Raw genomic sequence first — 18,081 nt, 5'->3', positions numbered from 1 at the left:
CGTGGCACGCTCACGCCCGCCACCGGCGCGCGCCGGGGTGGGGCGAAGGTTTTGCGTCGTTAAGGGGCGGGGCTTGCTCAGAGGTCGGAGGCCTTCATCTTGAAGATCGGTGTATGCGGTTGATAGCTTTCCATTTTGTCCAGCAACGCACTTAACGTCTCTTCGGCCAGAATTATCCCTTGGTGCGCCGGACGCACGAAGCCGACCTCGGCCATGTGGCGGTTGAAGGCGATGAGGTGATCGTAAAAGCCGAAGGCGTTGAGCAGGCCGACGGGCTTCTGGTGGTAGCCGAGTTGCGCCCAGCTCACCGCTTCCCACAACTCGTCCATCGTGCCGACGCCGCCGGGGATGGTAACGAAACCGTCGGACAGGTCGGTGAAGCGCTGCTTGCGCTCGTGCATACCGGATACGGTGTAAAGCTCGGTGCAGTCGTGGTTGGCGACTTCGCTGTTGGCGAGCGCATCGGGAATGATGCCGATCACCTCGCCGCCCGCATCGAGCGCGCCGGACGCCACCGCGCCCATCAGGCCCAGACGTCCGCCGCCATAGACGACGCCGATTCCGCGCTCGGCAAGGCCTGCGCCCACGTCGCGGGCAAGTTCGAGATACCGCGGGTCCTCGGGCGAGGCCGAACCGCAATAGACTGCAAGACGCTTCACGGCAGCACCTCCTGTTCGCAGAGATAGCCGGAGAAGCTGCGCAAGTAATAGCTGCGCTCGGCGAAATCACGCTCGGGAATGACGAGCGCGCTTTCCGCCACGGTTTCGCCGCTCGGCGTCTGGAGCGAAAGGACTTCCTTCGTCGCATGCTGCGGGTCGCAGCGCGAGGTCCATTTTTCGCGGCGCAAGGCCCAGCGATTGTCGGTCGTCTCGAATACCTCCACGAACACGCCGGTGCGTGCCGGGTTGCCGTTCATCTGGCCTTCGCCGCGCGAGGCCGGGTCGAAATAGACGCGCTCACCAGCCGGCATCTCGACCGGAACGAAACCGGCGGGAACCGGCGCCTCTTCACGCGCCACCGTTTCTCCGCATCCTGCAACACTTAACGCCGCCAGAGCGACAGCAACACCAAACTTCACGAAACCAGATCCTCTACCATCAAGCCGGCCGTCGCCTTCGCGCTGCCGACGACACCGGGGATGCCGGCGCCCGGATGCGTCCCTGCACCGACCAGATAGAAATTGTCCAGCACATCGTCGCGGTTGTGCCCGCGGAAAAAGGCGCTCTGGGTCAGCAGCGGTTCGAGGCTGAAGGCGCTGCCCTTGTGGGCGTTGAGATCATGCGCGAAATCGCTCGGCGCGTAGTGGAACTTGGTCTTTATGCGGCCGTGCAGGTCGGGGATCAGGCGGCGTTCGACCTCGTCGAGGATGCGTTTTTCAAGCACCGGGCCCATCTGCTCCCAATCGACCGACAGCTTGCCCATGTGGGCGACCGGCACCAGCGCGTAGAAGGTGCTCATGCCTTCGGGCGCGACGCTGGGGTCGGTCACGCTTGGGTGGTGGAGGTAAATCGAGAAATCCTGCGGCAGGACGCCGTGATCGTAAATGTCTTCCAGCAGGCCTTGGTAGCGCGGGCCGAACAGGATCATGTGGTGCGGGATGCCCGGCCAGGTGCCTTCGATCCCGAAATGGACGACGAAGAGGCTGGGCGAGAACTTCTTGCGCGCGAGCGACTTGGAATAGCTCTCGCCCCGCTTGGTCCCGGCCAAGAGGTCCTTGTAGCTGTGCATGATGTCGGCGTTGCTGGCGACCGCGTCGAACCGCTGTTTGAAGCCCGAATGCGTTTCCACCTCGCTCGCCTTGCTGCCCAGCGTGTGGATGCGCGTCACCGGATCGCCGACGCGCATGGCGCCGCCGATCCGTTCGAAATGCGTGACCATGGCCGCGATCAGCCGGTTGGTGCCGCCCTTGGCCCACCACACACCGCCGTCCTTCTCCAGCTTGTGGATCAGCGCGTAGATGCTGCTGGTCTTCATCGGGTTGCCGCCGACGAGCAGCGTGTGGAAGCTCAGGGCCTCGCGCAGCTTCTCGTTCTCGACGAAGCTCGACACCATGGAATAGACGCTGCGCCAGGCCTGCTTCTTGGCCAGCGCCGGGGCCGCCTTCATCATCGACTTGAAGTCGAGGAAGGGGACGTGGCCGAGCTTGACGTAGCCTTCTTCATAGACGCCCTCGGCGTAATCGAGGAAGCGTTGGTAGCCCGCCACATCGCGCGGGTTCAGCTCGGCGATTTCGCTGAAGAGCTGTTCCTCGTCGTTCGAATAATCGAAATTCGTCCCGTCGGGCCAGTTGAGGCGATAGAACGGCATGACCGGCATGATCTCGATATCCTCGGCCATGTCGTGGCCGGTCAGCGCCCAGAGTTCGCGCAGGCAGTCGGGATCGGTGATGACGGTGGGGCCGGCGTCGAAGGTGAAGCCGTCCTTCTCCCAGAAATAGGCGCGGCCGCCCGGCTTGTCGCGCGCTTCGATCACCGTGGTGGCGATGCCGGCCGATTGCAGGCGGATGGCGAGAGCGAGACCGCCGAAGCCCGAGCCGACGACGCAGGCGGTCTTGCCCGTGGGTTCCGGCATGGTCGGGCTTTCGGGCAGGTCGGTGGCGCGAAAGGCGGTATTCTGGGTCTGGGCGTTCATGGATCGATCTCTTGGACGAGCGGTGTGCCCTTGCCAAGCAGGGCAGGGATGGCGCGAGCGACAGGTACGGGCGGTCTGCCGGTGAGGATGCGCATCTTGTCGAGCGGGGTAGAGCGGGCGGCGTAGAAGCGTTCGATGAGGGGTTCGGGTAGGCGATAGAAGCGCTCGAACACGCGATATCGTTCCGCAGGCCGTGCCGCCTGGAACAGCATCTTGCCGAGCATGCGATAATAGCCCGTCGCGCGCCAATGTTCCTTCGCACGGTGCTCGACGAATTCGGGCAGGGCGGCGAGGTCGGCCTGGGCCGCCCGCGCGATGGCGAGCGCGTTATCGGCGGCAATTGGCATGGTGTAGCTGGTGAGCGGATGGACGAAGCCTCCGCGCGCGCCCGCCAGCGCGACGCCCGCAATGCTCAGCGAAGCGCGATAGGCGCCAAAATCTCCGCCGGTGATGACCGGGAGGACGCCGGTTTCCTCGTGCAAGACCTTCGCCTGCCAGCCTTTCGCACAGCCATAGGCCTCGATCCGCGCGCGCAGGGTTCCCGCGTCGAGCTCGGGGCTGTCGGCGTAATAGGTGTCCTCGACGAAGATTTCGTCCTCGCCGAGCGGCAGGAGGTAAACGAAGCGATAGGCGTTCGCCTGTTCGACCGTGGCGTCCATGATGACCGGGCGTTCGATCCCGTGGGGCGCCTCGGTGCGGAGGTGCTGGCCGAGGAAGACCTGCCATCCGCCGGTCAGATGCTCGCTTCCCGCTCCGTCGCGACAATCGATCACGCATTGAGCGGCGATACGTTCGCCATCGGCCAGCGTAATGCCGCCTTTATCGAGGCCCGCCACGCGCGAGGAGGTGCGGATCGCTTTCTGTGGCAGGAGGCGGCGAAGCGCGGCGTCGAAATCGCGGCTGTCGAGCGAGCGGTAATTGCTGGCGAGAATGCGGCTGTGCGCGGGGAAGCGCACCTCGTTGCCGCCGCTCCATTCGGTCTTGTCGAACGGCGCGAGGAGGGCGGTGGCTTCGGCATCGAGGTCATGCTCGAACCAGCTCCAGCGGTGGTTGCCTCCGAAGCTGTCGCCCGCCTCGAACAGGGCGAAGGACAGGTCCGGCGCAACCCGACGGATCGCCAGCGCGGTCAGCCCACCGGCCAGACCGCCGCCGACGATTGCGATGTCGAGCACGCCGGGAGCCTGCCCCGCCTAGGAATTCGCCATGTGATCCATGGCCGCCTTGCGGACAGCCTCCTGGATCACGCGCTGGCGTTCGGGAGCCATGCCTGCGCGTTCCATCTGTATGCGGATGGGACGCATCGCCTGCTGGATCGCCGGAAGTTTTTGAAGCGCCGGCTTGCTCGTGAACTGCGCCACCAGTTCCTGTTGCTCCTCGGCGGACAGGGTCTGCACTACGTGGTTTGTAGTCACAGCGGTGTCGCGGTCGAAAGTCTCGTTGGTGGGGGCGCCACTTTCGAGCGTCTTCGCGATGGATTCTTTGCCATCGTACGTGGCACTGATGCCCGACAGCATCTTCACGCCGAGGTCCGAACTGTAGAATTGGGCAATGGTGCTGGCTTCTTCCGCCGTCACCGTGGCGGCAATGGCGGCTACGAAATCGTCGCGGTATTCGTTCTGCAGCTCGGCATCGACGCGGATCAGGATCGGCCGCATGGCGCGGACCATGGCGTCCATCAGGCCGGGATGCTGCGCTTCCATAGCCACGACATTGGCGTCGGCCTCCCAAAAGGACTTCGCAACGCGGAGCTGGTTGTCGATCAACTGTTCGCGATCGAGCCCGTCCAGCATCGAATCGAGCAGCGCGTCATAGCTGCTCGTTTCGCTGGCGGAAGCGACGGCTTCGGCTTCCTGAGCGTTCGCAGCGCTGGCCAGCCCCGTGGCAAAGGCAAGCGGGGCGAGAAGGGAAATCAGTCTGGTCATGGGTCTGCCTTCTATGGATGTCGCCGCTCCGCCGCAATCGCTGACGGCACACATCGTTTGAGGAACGTGGCGGGATGATGCACGTTGGCAAGGGAAATAACTTCATGGGGGTTAATCAAATGGTTCGACCTGCGTCCATCGCCGCAGCCCTTCTCATATCCGTCTCGGCAACGCCGGTCCTCGCACAGGAAACGCAAGTCGAGGAACCGCTGCCCGCCGGTCCGCCCGAAACCGTTTTCGACGGCGATTTCCTCAGCGTCGGCATCGGCGTGGGATACAACGCCAGCTATTCGGGCAGCGACGATTACAACATCAACATCCTGCCCATCGTCCAGGCGAGCTTCGCCGGCATCAAGGTCAATCCGCGCCCCGCGGGCCTCGCGCTCGACTTCATTCCCGATCCCGACGAGGGCATCGGCTTTTCCGCCGGCCCCATGGTGCGCCTGCGCAGCGACCGCGCGGATGTCGACGACATCAACGACGATGTGGTGGCAGCCTATGGCGAACTCGACCGGGCCGTGGAACTGGGCGGCAGCGTCGGGGTGAGCTTTCCCAAACTCCTTCACCCCTATGATAGTCTCTCGGTCAATCTCGACGCGGCCTGGGATGTCGCGGGCGCGCATGGCGGCATGTACTGGAGCCCGAGCGTCACCTATTTCTCGCCGCTCAGCCGCGCGACCGCCGCCTCGCTCTCGCTCAGCACGACCTTCGTCGACGACAAGTTTGCCGACTATTACTACTCCGTGCCGCAGTTCAACACGCTGCTGCCGGACGAAAACGTGCTGCCCGGTTTCCAGGCCGAAGGCGGGATGCAAAGCTACGGCGTAAACCTGCTGCTCGCGCATGACCTCAGCGGCGATGTCACCGATGGCGGCTTGTCTCTTGTCGGCATCGGCGGCTGGTCGAAATTGGTCAATGATGCGGCCGACACGCCCTTCACCAGCATTCGCGGCAATAACGACCAGTATTTCGTCGCGCTGGGCGTCGGCTACACCTTCTAGCGGATAAGCGAGGGCGCGTCTCTTGGCAGCGGGGCATTCCCGCCGCAGGGTCGCGCCCATGAAGAACCGGTCGCTCAAGCCGCATCGCGCAGCGCTCACCCTGTCGCTTGTCCTCGTGATCGCCACGCTCGCGATCCTTTACGCGATGGACCGACCGCCGATATGCGAATGCGGCTACGTCAAGCTGTGGCACGGCAACATCAATTCTTCGGGCAACAGCCAGCACCTCGCCGATTGGTACACGCCGAGCCACATCATCCACGGCATGCTGTTCTACGCACTCGGCTGGCTTCTGTTCGCGAAGCTGAAGATCGGCGGGAAGGGCGCGGCGAAGTGGAGTTTCGCGCTCGCCATCGCGCTCGAGGCCGTATGGGAGATTGTCGAGAACATGTCCTGGGTCATCGACCGCTATCGCTCGGTCACGGTCAACTGGGGCTATTCGGGCGACAGCATCATCAACTCGCTTGCCGACCTCGGCTGGATGAGCCTCGGCTTCTACCTCGCGCTGAAGCTGCCGGTGAAAGTGACCGTGGTGCTCGCAATCATCATGGAGACCGTGGCGGCGATGGTCGTGCGCGATAACCTGACCCTCAACTTCATCATGCTGATCTGGCCGGTCGAGGCGATCGGCGAGTGGCAGGCGGCGGGCTGACGGCTCAGTCCTCGCGCTTGCGCGCAGCCCATTCGGCTTTCTTGCGCTCGGCCCAGTCGACGCGCTCCTTGAGCTTGCCGCCATAGGGCGTCCCGACCGAAATCGGCAGCGCCTTGGTGGAGCCGATGTCGAGACCGTAAATCCGGTCGTCATTGCCGAGATAGGCGCGGGCGGGCAGGCCTTCACCAAGCCCGCTCTCGATCTGCCGGATGCTGCCGCGGTCGACCGACATCAGCCATTCGGAATGGCTGTTCGCGAAAAGGACGAAGGCGAGAGCGTCATCCTCGTCCAGCGGCTTCAGCAAGCGCGCGGTGCCCTGCCGCTCGCGCCCGCCGGTGTAGGCCCTGCGCCGCTGGATCCGAAGCCAGAGATGATAGAGCCCGGCATAGATGAGCACCCCGCCGAACAGGACGAAGATCACCTTCATCACCATCGGCATGGTATCGATGTCGCGAATATAGCCGAACCCTGCGGCAACGAGTCCGATCCCCACGGCAATGGCAAGAAGTGAACGCAAAAACCCGCCCTTTCGCATGGTAACGAAAGGGCGGGTCTAGCAGGTTGTGGCCGTCTTGGCGCGGGGTCAGTCGTCCTTCTTTGCCGCTCCGGTCGTGCCTTCCGGCAGGACCGGCCGTGCGTCCGGGATTTCCGCGTCGCGGTCGCCGGTCTTCAGATAGGTGTCGAACCAGCGCATCATGCGCAGGTTATAGTCGTAGCGCGCTGCGGCCTTGCGGTTGCCGTGGCCTTCGCCCGGATAGAGCACGAGGCGCACCGGCACATCGGGCTTGCGCACCTTCATCGAGCGATAGAGCTCGTAGCTCTGGCTCGGCGCGACGCGGGTGTCCTCCGCGCCGTGCAGGATGAGCAGCGGCGTGTTGGCCTTGTCGACATGGTAGATCGGCGAGACTTCGAGCATGGCCTGCCAGTCGTCCCACGGCCATTTGCCCGAGTGGACGTTGTACATCTCGTAAGGAATGTCGGTCGTGCCGAACTTCGAGATCTGGTTCGAAATGCCGACGAACATCACGCCCGCGGCAAATTCGTCCGACAGCGCGGTGGAGGACCATGCCGTGGCATAACCGCCATAGGAACCACCGGTCACGCCGGTGCGATCAGGGTCGGCAATGCCAGCCTCGACCAGCGCGCGCTTGGCGTCGACCAGGTCGGTGAATTCCGGATCGGTGTAATTGCCCGTGTGCTGCTTGGAGAAGGCCGTGCCATAGCCGGTCGATCCGCGATAGTTCGGCAGGAAGACGGCATAGCCCTGGCCTGCCGCGACATGGCCGGGCTTCGAATAGGCGGTCTGCCAGCCGTTGCTGTCATGCGCTTCGGGGCCGCCGTGGACATTGAGGATCAGCGGGGCGCCGCCGCGCGGGGCTCCGCCGACCGGCTCGATCAGCACGCCTTCGACTTCCTGCCCGTCGCGCGCGGTGTAGCGGAAGGTGCGCTGCTTGCCGAAATCGATCTCCGACAGCCACGGGTTGTGCTGCGTCCAGCGGGCGAACTTGCCCTTGTTCCAGACGAACAGTTCGGTCGGATGGGTGGGGCTGTTGGCTTCGACGGCCAGCGTTTTGCCGCCTGCCTCGACGCTGGTGAGGATGAGTGCGCCGCCATCGTGTTCCTCGGCAACGGTCCCATTGGCGTTGTAGATGCGGAGCGCAGACTGGGCGCCCTTGTGGATGACGGCGGCAAGGCGGCCGTCGGCGAGCCATTCGGCATCGACCGCCGCTTCGGGCGCGCCTGCATTGAGCGCGCGGTAGCTGCCGCTGGCGACATCGACCAGGTGCAGCGTGGTATCCGCCGGGTCGTTCATGTCGACGCCCGCGATCATGGACAGCTGCTTTCCATCGGGCGAAATCTCGATGTCGCCCAGCTTGCCGGGGGTTTCGACGACGCGCAGGACCTTGCCGCTCGTCAAATCGATCACATGGGCCCGCTTGGAGGTGTATTCATCGTCGATCTGCGGCGTCGGAGCGCTCTGGACCACGGCGGTCTTGCCGCCAGGAGCGACCTTGAAGGCGCTGACATAGCCGGGGATGGTGACGGCCACCGGGTCCTCGTCAACTTCGGTACCGACGGCGGCGGAAAACAGGCGGTTGAGGCGCGCCTCTTCCTCATAGACGATGGCGTTGAAGCCGGCCTTGGATTCCTTCTCGCGGGCCTCGTCGTTCTCTGCCGAGGCGAGCATCCAGATGCGCGAGCCGTCGGGTGCCCAGGCGAAGGAGCGCACGCTGGCATCCTCGACTGCGGCGAGCTTGCGCTGCGCGCCGCCATCCACGGGAATACCCCATACGGCGCGGTCTTCGTCCTCATCGGCCCACAGGAAGCTCACCATGCGGCCATCGGGCGAGAAGGTGATGCCCGAAACGCTCATGTCTTCGGGCAAAAAGTCGCGCGCGTTCATCGGCGCGTAGGCCATCTTGAGCTGCTGCTCGGTGCTGCCGTTTTCCTCGCCATCGGTGATGTCGGGCAGGCTGGCGGTGGTGTAGGCGATGCGGCTGCCATCGGGCGAAACCGCGATGGTGCCCACGCTTTCCAGCTTGGCGACATCTTCCGGCGTCATCGGGCGCGCCTGCGCCGTGGCGGTGATCGAGGCACCGGCCAGCAAGCTTGCGGCAAGGGCGATGGGGCGAAGTTTCATATGCGATCCTCTCCTTCATGGATGCGTTTGCGCGCACTCATAGCGAGGCCCGTGCGTAAGGCAAACCGGGCCGGGCTTGCGGTGTGAAGCCCTCCGTCGATGCCGATAGACTGTCGGCGGTCTGCGGCTTGTGTTCTCCGGCGGTCCTTGTAAGCGCGTTTTCGAAGCAATCTTCGAGGGAAACAGGATGAATATCGCCCGCCTCGCCGTGTGCGGCGCTTCGGCGCTAGCGCTTGCAGCGTGTGCCACGACCGGCACCGTCGACCAGACGGCTACAGAAGGGGACGGCGCCGTCGCTGCCGCCGAAACCCCGGTCTCAGCGACAGACGAGAGTGTCGCCCATGACGCGCTCTTCGCGCTCTTCGCGGAAGCGGACGAACGCGATCTCAAGCTCAACCCTCTAAGCGGCCTGTTTCGCGGCGACACGCGCTATGCCGATCGGCTGGGCGATTATTTCAGCGACGCATACACCGAAGCCAGCCGCGCCGATGCCGCGCTCAACCTGCAGCAGCTGGAAGCGATCGACCGCGCGGCCCTCTCGCCGACCGACCAGCTCGCCTATGACGTGTTCGAATTCGACCAGCAGCGCACGTTGAAGGGGCTGGAGCCCGAACTGCTCGCAGTAACGCAGGTTCGCCCCATCAACCATTTCAGCGGCCTGCACACTTTCTACCCCAGCCTTGCGAGCGGCGAGGGCGGGGTCACGTTGGCGACGGTCGAGGACCACGAGAACAATCTTGCGCGCCACGCGGAATATGTCGCGATCATCGACCGCGCGATAGCGCGGTTCCGCGAAGGGATGGACAGCGGCGTCCTCGAAACGCGCCTGACCATCGGAAACGTGATCAGCCAGATCGATACCCAGCTGTCGATGGAATACCACGAATCGCCCTTCTGGATGCCGGTCGACAACTTCCCCGACAGCTTCAGCGCGGAGGAGAAGAAGCGGCTTAAGTTCGAATATCTCGATGCGGTCGAGGCCGTCTACGCCGCGCATATGCGCCTGCGCGATTTCCTGCGTGACGAATATTACGGTGCCGCGCGCGAAAGCGTGGGCCTTTCGCAGATGAAGGGCGGGGCGGCGCTCTATCAGCACCTGATCGAGGGTTCGACCACGCTGCCGCTCACCCCCGATTACCTCCACGATCTCGGCCTGTCCGAGACCGCCCGGATCAAGACGGGCATGGAAGAGATAAAGGAAGAGGTCGGCTTCACCGGCACGCTCAACGAATTCTTCGATTACGTGCGGACCGATCCGCAATTCAAGCCGAAAAGCCGCGAGGCGCTGACGCAGGCCTATTACGATATCGGCCACGAGGTGGACGAGCGCATCGGTGCCTATTTCTCGCTGGTCCCGAAGACCCCGCTCGTGATCAAGCCCTATGAGGAATATCGCGAAAAGTTCGAGGCAGGCGGGTCCTATCAGGACGGCGCGCCCGACGGATCACGACCCGGCACCTTCTACTTCAACGCCTATGACCTGCCGAGCCGCCTGACGACGGGTATCGTCACGCTCTATCTCCATGAAGGCGCGCCGGGGCATCACTTCCAGATCAGCCTCGCGCGCGAGAACGAGGCCCTGCCAAGCTTCATGCGCTTCGGCGGCAACACCGCCTATATCGAAGGCTGGGCCCTTTATGCCGAGACGCTGGGCTATGAGATGGGCTTCTTCGAGGATCCGTGGAACCGCTACGGCACGCTGCAGGACGAGCAGCTGCGGGCGATGCGGCTGGTGGTCGACACCGGGCTCCACGCCAAGGGCTGGACCCGCGAGCAGGCGATTGCCTTCATGCTGGAAAATTCCGGCCTGACCGAGACCGAGGTGATCGCCGAGGTCGAACGCTATATCGCGATTCCCGGGCAGGCGCTCGCCTACAAGGTCGGCGCGCTCAAGATCCAGGCACTGCGCGCCAAGGCCGAGCAGCAATTGGGCGCGGCTTTCGACATCCGCGATTTCCATGCGCAAGTGCTGGACAGCGGCGCCCTGCCGCTTCCCGTGCTGGAGGCTAAGATCGACCGGTGGATTGCAGCGGGCGCGGGAAAGGGCTGATCCTGGCGCCCTTTCGTGAGGGGCCTTGCCACCGATGTCGAAACGCGCGCGGCCGGCATTGTGAAATAGCCGCTCGCCTTGAGAAGGCGCTTTAACCGCGCCTTAGAATACGCGTTTTTCGGGTAACAGATTTCCGCGGATTCAAAGGGTTAATGTTGCCCTTTGGCCACGCCCGAGCGCCTCAGTGGAGGCGGCGCGGGAACCGCAGCCGCGCCTAGGTGGTTCTACTCGGCGGACGCAGGGAAAAGATTTCATGGAGGAGTACCCATGTCGAGCTTGTCCTACCGCAGCAGCCGCCCGGACGGGTGGGTGAAGCCGAAGAGCTATAGCGACGCCAGCCTTCGCTATAAGCACCACGGGAAGATCCTCCCGATGGAAGAACCCGGTTTCCTCGCCCGCCTGTTTGGCGCCCGCTGATACGAAGGTTCAGTCGTAAAGGACGTGACCCAAAAGGGTGGGGCCGGGAGTAGCGATACTCCCGGCCCCTTTTTCTTGGCCACCGTTAGGGTGGGAGGAGTTTAGTACTCCTCCGGTTCCTCGGGCGTGTCGGCCGTATGGTCCGGCCCGGCCTTGCGATCGCCGCGGGCGAGCTTGAACACCACGCCCGACAGGAGCGCCAGCGCCAGCAGGTTGGGCAGCGCCATCGCGGCGTTGGAAATATCGCCAAGACGCCAGACCAGTTCGCTCGGCTGAGCGGCACCGAGGAAGATCACAAGGCACCACAGCACGCGCCACGCCATGTGCAGCTTCTTCTCGCCGCTACGGGTCGAGCCCTTGATCCGGTCGTAAATAAAGGTGATCGCCCGTTCCCCGTAATAGCTCCACGTCAGCAGCGTGGTGAAGACGAACAGAATGAGAGCGATCGAAGCGATCAGCGTGCCGATCGGGATCGAGGCGATCTCGAAGGGGAAGGCCGCTGCGAAGGCGCCGCTGGTCATTTCGAAGCCGACGCGATCCGACTGCCAGGCGTGCGCGACAGCCTCGCCGCCAGCGGTGAAATCACCGCGCACGGTGAGGATGACCAGCGCCGTCATGGTGCAGATCACGATGGTGTCGATGAAGGTGCCCAGCATGGCCATGCGGCCCTGCAGTTCGGGATCGTCGGTCTGCGCGACGGCGTGGGCGATCGGGGTCGAACCCTGGCCCGCCTCGTTCGAGAACAGGCCGCGCGCCACACCTGCGCGGATCGCCATGATGATCGCCGCGCCGGTGAAGCCGCCCACCGCGCTCTGCGGGTTGAAGGCACCGTTGAAGATCAGGGCGAAAGTCTCGCCGAGATCGCCGAAGTTCAGGATCAGCGCGATCACCGCCATGACGATGTAGGTTGCGGCCATGAAGGGCACGATCTTTTCCGCCACATTGCCGATCGACTTGATGCCGCCGATGATGACGATGAAGACGATGGCCGCCGTCAGGAGGCCGCCAAGCCATTCGGGCATGCCGAAGAGTTCGTTCATGCCGTCGGCCATGGCGTTCGCCTGGATCGAGTTGCCCGTCACCAGCGCGGAGAACAGCGTACCGAGGCAGAAGACCACCGCCAGCCAGGTGAACTTGGGGCCCAGGCCCATCATGATGTAGCTCATCGGACCGCCGCGATAGACGCCGTCGCTGGTCTTTTCGCGATAGCGGATGGCGAGCGAGCCTTCGGCGAAGGCCAGCGCCATGCCGAACAGGGCGGTGATCCACATCCAGAAGATCGCCCCCGGTCCGCCCAGTGCAATAGCGGTGGCGACACCGGCGAGGTTACCCGTGCCGACCTGTCCCGACAGGGCGGTCGACAGCGCAGCGAAAGGCGAGATTTCGCCCGCACCCTGGCCCTTGCGACCGGCGAAAAGGCCGGTGATCGAGGACCACAGCTTGACGATCGGGTAGAACCGCAGGCCCACCATGAACCACAGGCCGATGCCCAGCAGGATTATGGCCAGCGGCGGGAAGGGGATCACGGCCTCGCCGTTCCAGGTCCCCCCCCAGATGAAATCGGATATGTTGGTGACCGGTTCGATCATCCGCTCGCCAAAACTCGGCGGTGTGGCGTTTGCCATCGTTGTATTCCCCTCAAGCGTCCCTTGAATTCGAAGCGCGCAAGCTAGCCACGCGCACGGCTCTTGGAAAGCGGCAATCGCGCGCGTCTCCACCGCTTGCGTTTTTGTGGCGCGCGGCCTAAATGGCTTCCCGTCTTCCGACATCGATGAAGGAAAAGCCCCTCCCGATCTTGCATCGGGGCGGCGCGGCCCCCATCCCGGAAGAGATACAAAAGTTCATTCGCGAGAGCAGACACGATCATGGTCGACAAAGCCGACAAGACCGCCAAGGTAGCCCCTGCCAAAGTTAAGGGGGGCAAGAAAACCTCGCCCGCCGAATTCATCCGGCAGGTTCAGACCGAAGGCCGCAAGGTCGTGTGGCCGACCTGGCCCGAAACGGTCCGTATCTCGATCTTCGTGTTCATCATGATGATCATCCTCTCGCTCTTCTTCCTCGGCGTCGATTCGGCCTTCGGCGCCGTGGTGAGCTGGCTCCTCACGCTGGCCTGACCTTTCCTAAAGGATAACGAGAACACATGGCACGCTGGTACATCATCCACGCCTATTCCGGTTTCGAGAACAAGGTCCGCGATTCGATCATCGCCGAGGCCGAGCGCCTGGGCCTGTCCGAAGGCGTCGAAGAGGTGCAGGTCCCGACCGAAACCGTCACCGAAGTGAAGCGCGGCAAGAAGGTCCAGGTCGAGCGCAAGTTCATGCCCGGCTACGTGCTGGCCAAGCTCAACATGACCGACGACGTTTATCACCTCGTGAAAAACACGCCCAAGGTGACCGGCTTCCTCGGCAACAACAACAAGCCGCAGGCGATTTCCGAGAAGGAAGCCGCGCGCTATTTCGGCGGTGTGGAAGAAGCCAAGTCCGCACCCAAGAAGCAGGTCAATGTCGATTACGAGATCGGCGACCAGGTCAAGGTGCTCGACGGCCCCTTTGCCAGCTTCAACGGCCTCGTCGAGGAACTCGATTTCGACAAGCAGAAGGTCAAGGTTTCGGTCTCGATCTTCGGCCGCGCCACGCCGGTCGAACTCGAATTCGAACAGGTCGAACTGGTCAAGTAAGACTTCGCCTTCGGGCTCACGAAAAAGGGGCGCTCCTCACATCCGGGGGGGCGCCCCTTTTCGTTTGCGTGGAGAGTGTGGCTCAGGTCGCGGGCATGAAGCCCAGCTTGTCGGCATAGGACAGGCTCATCATGATCACGTCGACCGCCATATGCGCCAGCACCAGCGCCCACAGATTGCCCTTGCGGTTGTAGCGCAGCCAGCCGAGCCCGATGCCGACGACGCCGGTGATGATCACGCCGCCCAAGCCCTGATAGGCGTGGGGGAGGCCGAACAGCACGCCCTGGATCAGGATGATCGGCCAGGCCTTTCCGGCAAGGCCCTGCAGGCGGTTCAGCCGGTCCATGAGGAAGCCGCGATAAATGAGTTCCTCGCCAAGGCCGGCAGCGAAGAGGGCTACGAGGACGATCCACAGGATGAAGTGGAACTGGCTCTGTGTGACCCAGCCGAGCACCTCGACCACATCGGGCATGGCAAGGCCGATCGCGTCGACCAGCATTGCGCCCAGCGTGAACCAGCCGATGATGGCGATCGTCGCGACCACGGCGGCGAGCAGTGTCCTCGCCCAGCCGTCTTCGGGCCGGCGCAGGTTCCACGCCTCGGCAACCGCGCCATCGCGGCGCAGCCACAGCCAGGCGACCAGAAGCGCGCCGGCCATGCTCGAGGCGACCGATGCCGCCGCGCCGGTCGAGCTTATCGCGGCCTCGCCACTCGCATCGACATAGCCCCAGATCACCGCTGCCGGGATCGAGCAGAGGAAATAGACCGCCCCGATGGTGATGAGCTGGAGCAGGAAATAGCCCCATCCCATGCGCTGCTGGCCCGTGTCGGTCATCACTGCGTCCTCTCCCGCTTGCCGCGCGCATAAAAAAGGGCGGCACCTTGCAGCACCGCCCTAACATTCGATGGCGCAGCGATCACGCGGCCTTGCTGCGTTTTCCGCCCTTCTTTGCCGGTTTCTTCGCCGGTGCGGGCTTATCGTCCGAGCGCATGGCGGCGAGTTCTTCCTCGATCTTGCGGTTGCGGCGCATTTCCTCGATCTCGCGTTCGACCGAGGCGTTGCCGCGGCACGGCGCGCTCTCTTCGGTGGCGAAGGCGGTGCGCTTTTCCAGCGTTTCGATGTGGTCCATGCGGCGTTCGGTGCGGCTGGCGTAGCCGCTGACTGCGCCCGAGCCGCTGGCGTTGCCGTCAGCCGCCGTCTGGTCTGCGTGGCGCTGGCGCACGTCCTCGCGCTTGGCTTCCAGTTCGCGCGTCGCCGCTTCCATTTCGGTGATGTCGGCGGAAAGGCGGTCGATGTCCTGCTTCACCCGCTCGATCCCGGCGCGGCAATCCTCGCGCGCCATAAGCGCCTGGCGGGCAAGGTCCTCGCGACCGTTGTCCATGGCGATCTGGGCCTTATCCGACCAGTCGGCCTCGCGCAGTTCGGCCTGGGTCAGTTCGTTCTCGAGCCGGTCCTTCTGGCGGCGGGCCTTCGACACTTCGCCGTGCAGGCCGACCAGAGCCTCTTCGATTTCGCGCTGCAGGCGCGCCAGCATCTTGGCCGGGTTCGAAGCGCTGTCGATCGCGCTGGTGACGTTGCTGGAAATGAGTTCCTTCACCTGGATGGCAATACGAAACATGAAAGCGTCCCCCTTTGAAAGTCCCGAATTTCTTACCGGTCAATTGTTAACGCTTCGAGAAGAAATAGGAAGCGCAGTTTGGGCTGTTCATCCGTTTTCCTACACGGGCGTAGACGAATAAGGTCCGGCCATGATTTTGCCCTACCTTACCTGCTTCCCGCCGCCGCCTCGTCTGATCGTGGCCCTCGGACTGGATTTCGCCGCAGGACCGTGCTCCATCCGCTCCATTCTGTCGGGACTGCGCCGGGCCAATCCAAACGGCGTCCTACAGGACGTGCTCAGGCTTGCATTTACGGGCAGAATCGCTATGTGCGCGCCTTCCCAAGCGACAGTCATGGGATTCCACGCGGGAGGAGTGCCTCACGGCAAGCCGCTCGACCGCTCAACATGAGGCCCCCTCGAAAGAGGCGGCCGACAGTGTGAAAGGAGGCCAATCGTGGCCAAGAAGATCGAAGGCTATATCAAGCTGCAGGTGCCCGCGGGCACTGCAAACCCGTCGCCCCCCATCGGCCCGGCACTGGGTCAGCGCGGCGTCAACATCATGGAATTCTGCAAGGCGTTCAACGCCGCCACGCAGGACCTTGAAAAGAACGCCCCGATCCCGACGGTCATCACCGTCTATGCCGACCGTTCGTTCAGCTTCGTCACCAAGACGCCGCCGGCATCGTTCTATCTCAAGAAGGCTGCCAAGCTGAAGTCGGGCTCGAAGGAGCCGGGCAAGGTTTCGGCCGGAACCATCAAGCAGAGCGCGATCAAGGAAATCGCCGAAGCCAAGATGGTCGACCTCAACGCGAACGACATCGACCAGGCCATGAAGATCATCGAAGGCTCCGCGCGTTCGATGGGCCTCGAAGTGGTGGAGGGCTAAGAACATGGCAAAGCAGACGAAGAACCAGCAGGTCCGCGCGAAGCTGGACGGCGAAAAGCTCTACACCGTGGACGAAGCACTCGCCACGCTGCGCGAGCACAAGGCGAAGTTCGACGAGACCGTCGAAGTCGCGATGAACCTCGGCGTCGATCCGCGCCACGCCGACCAGATGGTCCGCGGCATGGTCTCGCTCCCGAGCGGCACCGGCAAGGACGTGCGCGTCGCCGTGTTCGCCAAGGGCGACAACGCCGAGAAGGCTCTTGCTGCCGGCGCAGACAAGGTCGGTGCCGAAGATCTCATGGAAGACATGCAGAACGGCAACCTCGACTACGACCGCGTGATCGCGACCCCGGACATGATGGGTGTCGTCGGCCGTCTCGGTAAGGTGCTCGGCCCCAAGGGCCTGATGCCGAACCCGAAGCTCGGCACCGTTACGCCGAACGTGGAACAGGCCGTGAAGGACGCCAAGGGCGGCCAGGTCGAATTCCGCGTGGAAAAGCAGGGCATCATCCACTCAGGCATCGGCAAGCTGTCGTTCAAGGACGAAGACCTGAAGACCAACTTCAAGGCTCTGACCGACGCCATCGTCAAGGCGAAGCCGGCTGGCGCCAAGGGCAAGTATGTCCGCAAGGTCACGCTGACCAGCTCGATGGGCCCCGGCCTCAAGGTCGATCTCGGCGAAGTCGAGGGTGCGTAAGCCTTTTTCGCCCTACCGCTTCGCTAATTGAGGGCGTTCGCGCTCAAGTAGCCGATAGGCGATAGCGCAAACAGAAACGGGCCGGAGGGAAACTTCCGGCCCTTTCTCTTTGTCCGATCAAATCCCGCCCGGCGTATAGGCGAAGCCGGCCTCGTCCAGGCCAGCGGTCAGCGCAACGAGGCAGGCGTCCAGCGCGACGCGGTCGGTGGAGCGGATGACGAAGTTCGCGCCGACCTTGCCCTCCTTGAAGAAGGGGTAGCTGCCGATCTGGCAGTTCTCATGCGCCTTCTCGACATCGCGCAGCAGGGTCGAGACCTCGCTTTCGGGAATGAAACCGCCGATGGTCTCGGACAGCAACGGCGCGCCGCCTTCCAGCGTGCCGGTCAGCGCATCGAGCATCCCGGCGGTGATATGCGGCACGCCCGCCATGAGGTGGACGTTCTCAATGCGGATGCCCGGCGCGCCCGACATGCGGTTGGGAATGAGCTCGGCTCCTTCCGGCACACGGGCCATGCGCAGGCGCCCTTCGTTGAGCCCGCCCTTGTCGGCGTAATAGGCTTCCAGCGTCGCGCGCGCTTCCGGATGGATGACGACGTCGACGCCCAGCGCCTCCGACACGGCATCGACGGTGATGTCGTCATGCGTCGGCCCGATCCCGCCGGTGGTGAAGAGGTAGTCATAGCTCTCGCGCAGCGTGTTCACCGCCTCGACGATCTTCGCCACCACATCGGGCACCACGCGCACTTCGGACAGGCGAATGCCCTGCACCTGCAGCCAGCTGGCGACCTGCGCAATGTTCTTGTCATGCGTGCGGCCGGAAAGGATTTCGTCACCGATGACGACGAGCCCGGCGGTGTAGATGCGATCGGTCATGACGCCCGGCCTAATGCGTGCAGCGCGTGAAAG

Annotated in this window: 19 protein-coding genes; 8 read left to right on the top strand and 11 right to left on the bottom strand. The window is 63.8% G+C overall.

Annotated features, from left to right (window positions below; genetic code table 11):
• Nucleotides 1-77 precede the first annotated feature (77 nt).
• Genes K3148_RS02830 through K3148_RS02810 form a run of 5 tightly spaced genes read right to left on the bottom strand, consistent with a single transcriptional unit; the run spans nt 78 to nt 4,553 of the window.
• The gene (locus tag K3148_RS02830; RefSeq protein ID WP_221425825.1) at nt 78-659 is read right to left on the bottom strand and encodes an LOG family protein; all 582 of its coding nucleotides are present in this window, start codon (nt 657-659) and stop codon (nt 78-80) included.
• On the bottom strand, nt 656-1,078 hold the full coding sequence (locus K3148_RS02825; RefSeq protein WP_221425824.1) for a hypothetical protein: 423 nt from the start codon (nt 1,076-1,078) through the stop codon (nt 656-658). Before K3148_RS02825 ends, K3148_RS02830 begins: the two co-directional genes overlap by 4 nt.
• Nucleotides 1,075-2,571, bottom strand: coding sequence for a phytoene desaturase (locus K3148_RS02820; protein WP_221426597.1), 1,497 nt, complete (start codon nt 2,569-2,571; stop codon nt 1,075-1,077). Before K3148_RS02820 ends, K3148_RS02825 begins: the two co-directional genes overlap by 4 nt.
• A 56-nt stretch (nt 2,572-2,627) precedes the next feature.
• Entirely contained in the window at nt 2,628-3,803 is a 1,176-nt protein-coding gene (gene crtY, locus K3148_RS02815) for a lycopene beta-cyclase CrtY (RefSeq protein WP_221425823.1), read from the bottom strand.
• An 18-nt stretch (nt 3,804-3,821) separates the two neighbouring features.
• Entirely contained in the window at nt 3,822-4,553 is a 732-nt protein-coding gene (locus K3148_RS02810) for a DUF2059 domain-containing protein (protein WP_221425822.1), read from the bottom strand.
• A gap of 119 nt (nt 4,554-4,672) precedes the next feature.
• On the opposite strand from K3148_RS02810, the gene K3148_RS02805 reads away from it, so the two are divergent.
• Both K3148_RS02805 and K3148_RS02800 read left to right on the top strand, forming a co-directional pair.
• On the top strand, nt 4,673-5,554 hold the full coding sequence (locus K3148_RS02805; protein WP_247711624.1) for a MipA/OmpV family protein: 882 nt from the start codon (nt 4,673-4,675) through the stop codon (nt 5,552-5,554).
• Nucleotides 5,555-5,612: 58 nt separating this feature from the next.
• Complete coding sequence (locus tag K3148_RS02800; protein WP_221425820.1) at nt 5,613-6,206, top strand: DUF2585 family protein; 594 nt, start codon at nt 5,613-5,615, stop codon at nt 6,204-6,206.
• Nucleotides 6,207-6,210: 4 nt separating this feature from the next.
• Here the strand turns inward: K3148_RS02800 and K3148_RS02795 are convergent, their stop codons facing one another.
• Nucleotides 6,211-6,723, bottom strand: coding sequence for a hypothetical protein (locus tag K3148_RS02795; RefSeq protein ID WP_221425819.1), 513 nt, complete (start codon nt 6,721-6,723; stop codon nt 6,211-6,213).
• 66 nt (nt 6,724-6,789) lie between these two features.
• Nucleotides 6,790-8,847 carry a S9 family peptidase gene (locus K3148_RS02790; RefSeq protein ID WP_221425818.1) on the bottom strand — a complete coding sequence of 686 codons (2,058 nt, stop codon included), beginning with the start codon at nt 8,845-8,847 and terminating at the stop codon, nt 6,790-6,792.
• Between the two features lie 187 nt (nt 8,848-9,034).
• Between K3148_RS02790 and K3148_RS02785 the strand changes: the two genes are divergently transcribed.
• On the top strand, nt 9,035-10,897 hold the full coding sequence (locus K3148_RS02785) for a DUF885 domain-containing protein (protein WP_221425817.1): 1,863 nt from the start codon (nt 9,035-9,037) through the stop codon (nt 10,895-10,897).
• A gap of 267 nt (nt 10,898-11,164) precedes the next feature.
• Nucleotides 11,165-11,314 carry a hypothetical protein gene (locus K3148_RS02780; RefSeq protein WP_006833329.1) on the top strand — a complete coding sequence of 50 codons (150 nt, stop codon included), beginning with the start codon at nt 11,165-11,167 and terminating at the stop codon, nt 11,312-11,314.
• Nucleotides 11,315-11,415: 101 nt separating this feature from the next.
• Here the strand turns inward: K3148_RS02780 and K3148_RS02775 are convergent, their stop codons facing one another.
• Nucleotides 11,416-12,939: an alanine/glycine:cation symporter family protein gene (locus K3148_RS02775; protein ID WP_221425816.1), complete on the bottom strand. Its 1,524-nt coding sequence runs from the start codon at nt 12,937-12,939 to the stop codon at nt 11,416-11,418.
• Nucleotides 12,940-13,179: 240 nt separating this feature from the next.
• Between K3148_RS02775 and secE the strand changes: the two genes are divergently transcribed.
• On the top strand, nt 13,180-13,428 hold the full coding sequence (gene secE / locus K3148_RS02770) for a preprotein translocase subunit SecE (RefSeq protein ID WP_221425815.1): 249 nt from the start codon (nt 13,180-13,182) through the stop codon (nt 13,426-13,428).
• A gap of 26 nt (nt 13,429-13,454) precedes the next feature.
• Entirely contained in the window at nt 13,455-13,991 is a 537-nt protein-coding gene (gene nusG, locus K3148_RS02765) for a transcription termination/antitermination protein NusG (RefSeq protein ID WP_221425814.1), read from the top strand.
• Nucleotides 13,992-14,073: 82 nt separating this feature from the next.
• On the opposite strand, the gene K3148_RS02760 is transcribed toward nusG, so the two are convergent.
• Together K3148_RS02760 and K3148_RS02755 are read right to left on the bottom strand one after the other, a co-directional pair.
• Nucleotides 14,074-14,826: a CPBP family intramembrane glutamic endopeptidase gene (locus K3148_RS02760; protein ID WP_221425813.1), complete on the bottom strand. Its 753-nt coding sequence runs from the start codon at nt 14,824-14,826 to the stop codon at nt 14,074-14,076.
• An 82-nt stretch (nt 14,827-14,908) separates the two neighbouring features.
• Entirely contained in the window at nt 14,909-15,610 is a 702-nt protein-coding gene (locus K3148_RS02755) for a PspA/IM30 family protein (RefSeq protein ID WP_221425812.1), read from the bottom strand.
• A gap of 436 nt (nt 15,611-16,046) precedes the next feature.
• Here K3148_RS02755 and rplK point away from each other — a divergent pair, with 436 nt between their 5' ends.
• Both rplK and rplA read left to right on the top strand, forming a co-directional pair.
• Nucleotides 16,047-16,478 carry a 50S ribosomal protein L11 gene (rplK, locus tag K3148_RS02750; protein WP_221425811.1) on the top strand — a complete coding sequence of 144 codons (432 nt, stop codon included), beginning with the start codon at nt 16,047-16,049 and terminating at the stop codon, nt 16,476-16,478.
• A 4-nt stretch (nt 16,479-16,482) separates the two neighbouring features.
• A complete protein-coding gene (gene rplA / locus K3148_RS02745; RefSeq protein WP_221425810.1) occupies nt 16,483-17,175 on the top strand; it encodes a 50S ribosomal protein L1 in 693 nt (230 codons plus the stop codon).
• Between the two features lie 117 nt (nt 17,176-17,292).
• Here the strand turns inward: rplA and K3148_RS02740 are convergent, their stop codons facing one another.
• On the bottom strand, nt 17,293-18,048 hold the full coding sequence (locus K3148_RS02740) for a competence/damage-inducible protein A (protein ID WP_221425809.1): 756 nt from the start codon (nt 18,046-18,048) through the stop codon (nt 17,293-17,295).
• Nucleotides 18,049-18,081 lie beyond the last annotated feature (33 nt).

The organism is Qipengyuania aurantiaca (assembly GCF_019711375.1).
Classification (GTDB): domain Bacteria; phylum Pseudomonadota; class Alphaproteobacteria; order Sphingomonadales; family Sphingomonadaceae; genus Qipengyuania; species Qipengyuania aurantiaca.
The sequence above is the reverse complement of the archived record's forward strand: the minus strand, read 5'-3'. Positions and strand labels throughout refer to the sequence as shown.

Bases quoted from the DNA above. Each gene is read 5' to 3' on its own strand.
- K3148_RS02820 (WP_221426597.1), bottom strand. From the start codon at position 2,571: ATGCCGGAACCCACGGGCAAGACCGCCTGCGTCGTCGGCTCGGGCTTC.
- K3148_RS02810 (WP_221425822.1), bottom strand. From the start codon at position 4,553: ATGACCAGACTGATTTCCCTTCTCGCCCCGCTTGCCTTTGCCACGGGG.
- K3148_RS02805 (WP_247711624.1), top strand. From the start codon at position 4,673: ATGGTTCGACCTGCGTCCATCGCCGCAGCCCTTCTCATATCCGTCTCG.
- K3148_RS02800 (WP_221425820.1), top strand. From the start codon at position 5,613: ATGAAGAACCGGTCGCTCAAGCCGCATCGCGCAGCGCTCACCCTGTCG.
- K3148_RS02790 (WP_221425818.1), bottom strand. From the start codon at position 8,847: ATGAAACTTCGCCCCATCGCCCTTGCCGCAAGCTTGCTGGCCGGTGCC.
- K3148_RS02785 (WP_221425817.1), top strand. From the start codon at position 9,035: ATGAATATCGCCCGCCTCGCCGTGTGCGGCGCTTCGGCGCTAGCGCTT.
- K3148_RS02780 (WP_006833329.1), top strand. From the start codon at position 11,165: ATGTCGAGCTTGTCCTACCGCAGCAGCCGCCCGGACGGGTGGGTGAAG.
- K3148_RS02775 (WP_221425816.1), bottom strand. From the start codon at position 12,939: ATGGCAAACGCCACACCGCCGAGTTTTGGCGAGCGGATGATCGAACCG.
- secE (WP_221425815.1), top strand. From the start codon at position 13,180: ATGGTCGACAAAGCCGACAAGACCGCCAAGGTAGCCCCTGCCAAAGTT.
- nusG (WP_221425814.1), top strand. From the start codon at position 13,455: ATGGCACGCTGGTACATCATCCACGCCTATTCCGGTTTCGAGAACAAG.
- K3148_RS02760 (WP_221425813.1), bottom strand. From the start codon at position 14,826: ATGACCGACACGGGCCAGCAGCGCATGGGATGGGGCTATTTCCTGCTC.
- K3148_RS02755 (WP_221425812.1), bottom strand. From the start codon at position 15,610: ATGTTTCGTATTGCCATCCAGGTGAAGGAACTCATTTCCAGCAACGTC.
- rplA (WP_221425810.1), top strand. From the start codon at position 16,483: ATGGCAAAGCAGACGAAGAACCAGCAGGTCCGCGCGAAGCTGGACGGC.
- K3148_RS02740 (WP_221425809.1), bottom strand. From the start codon at position 18,048: ATGACCGATCGCATCTACACCGCCGGGCTCGTCGTCATCGGTGACGAA.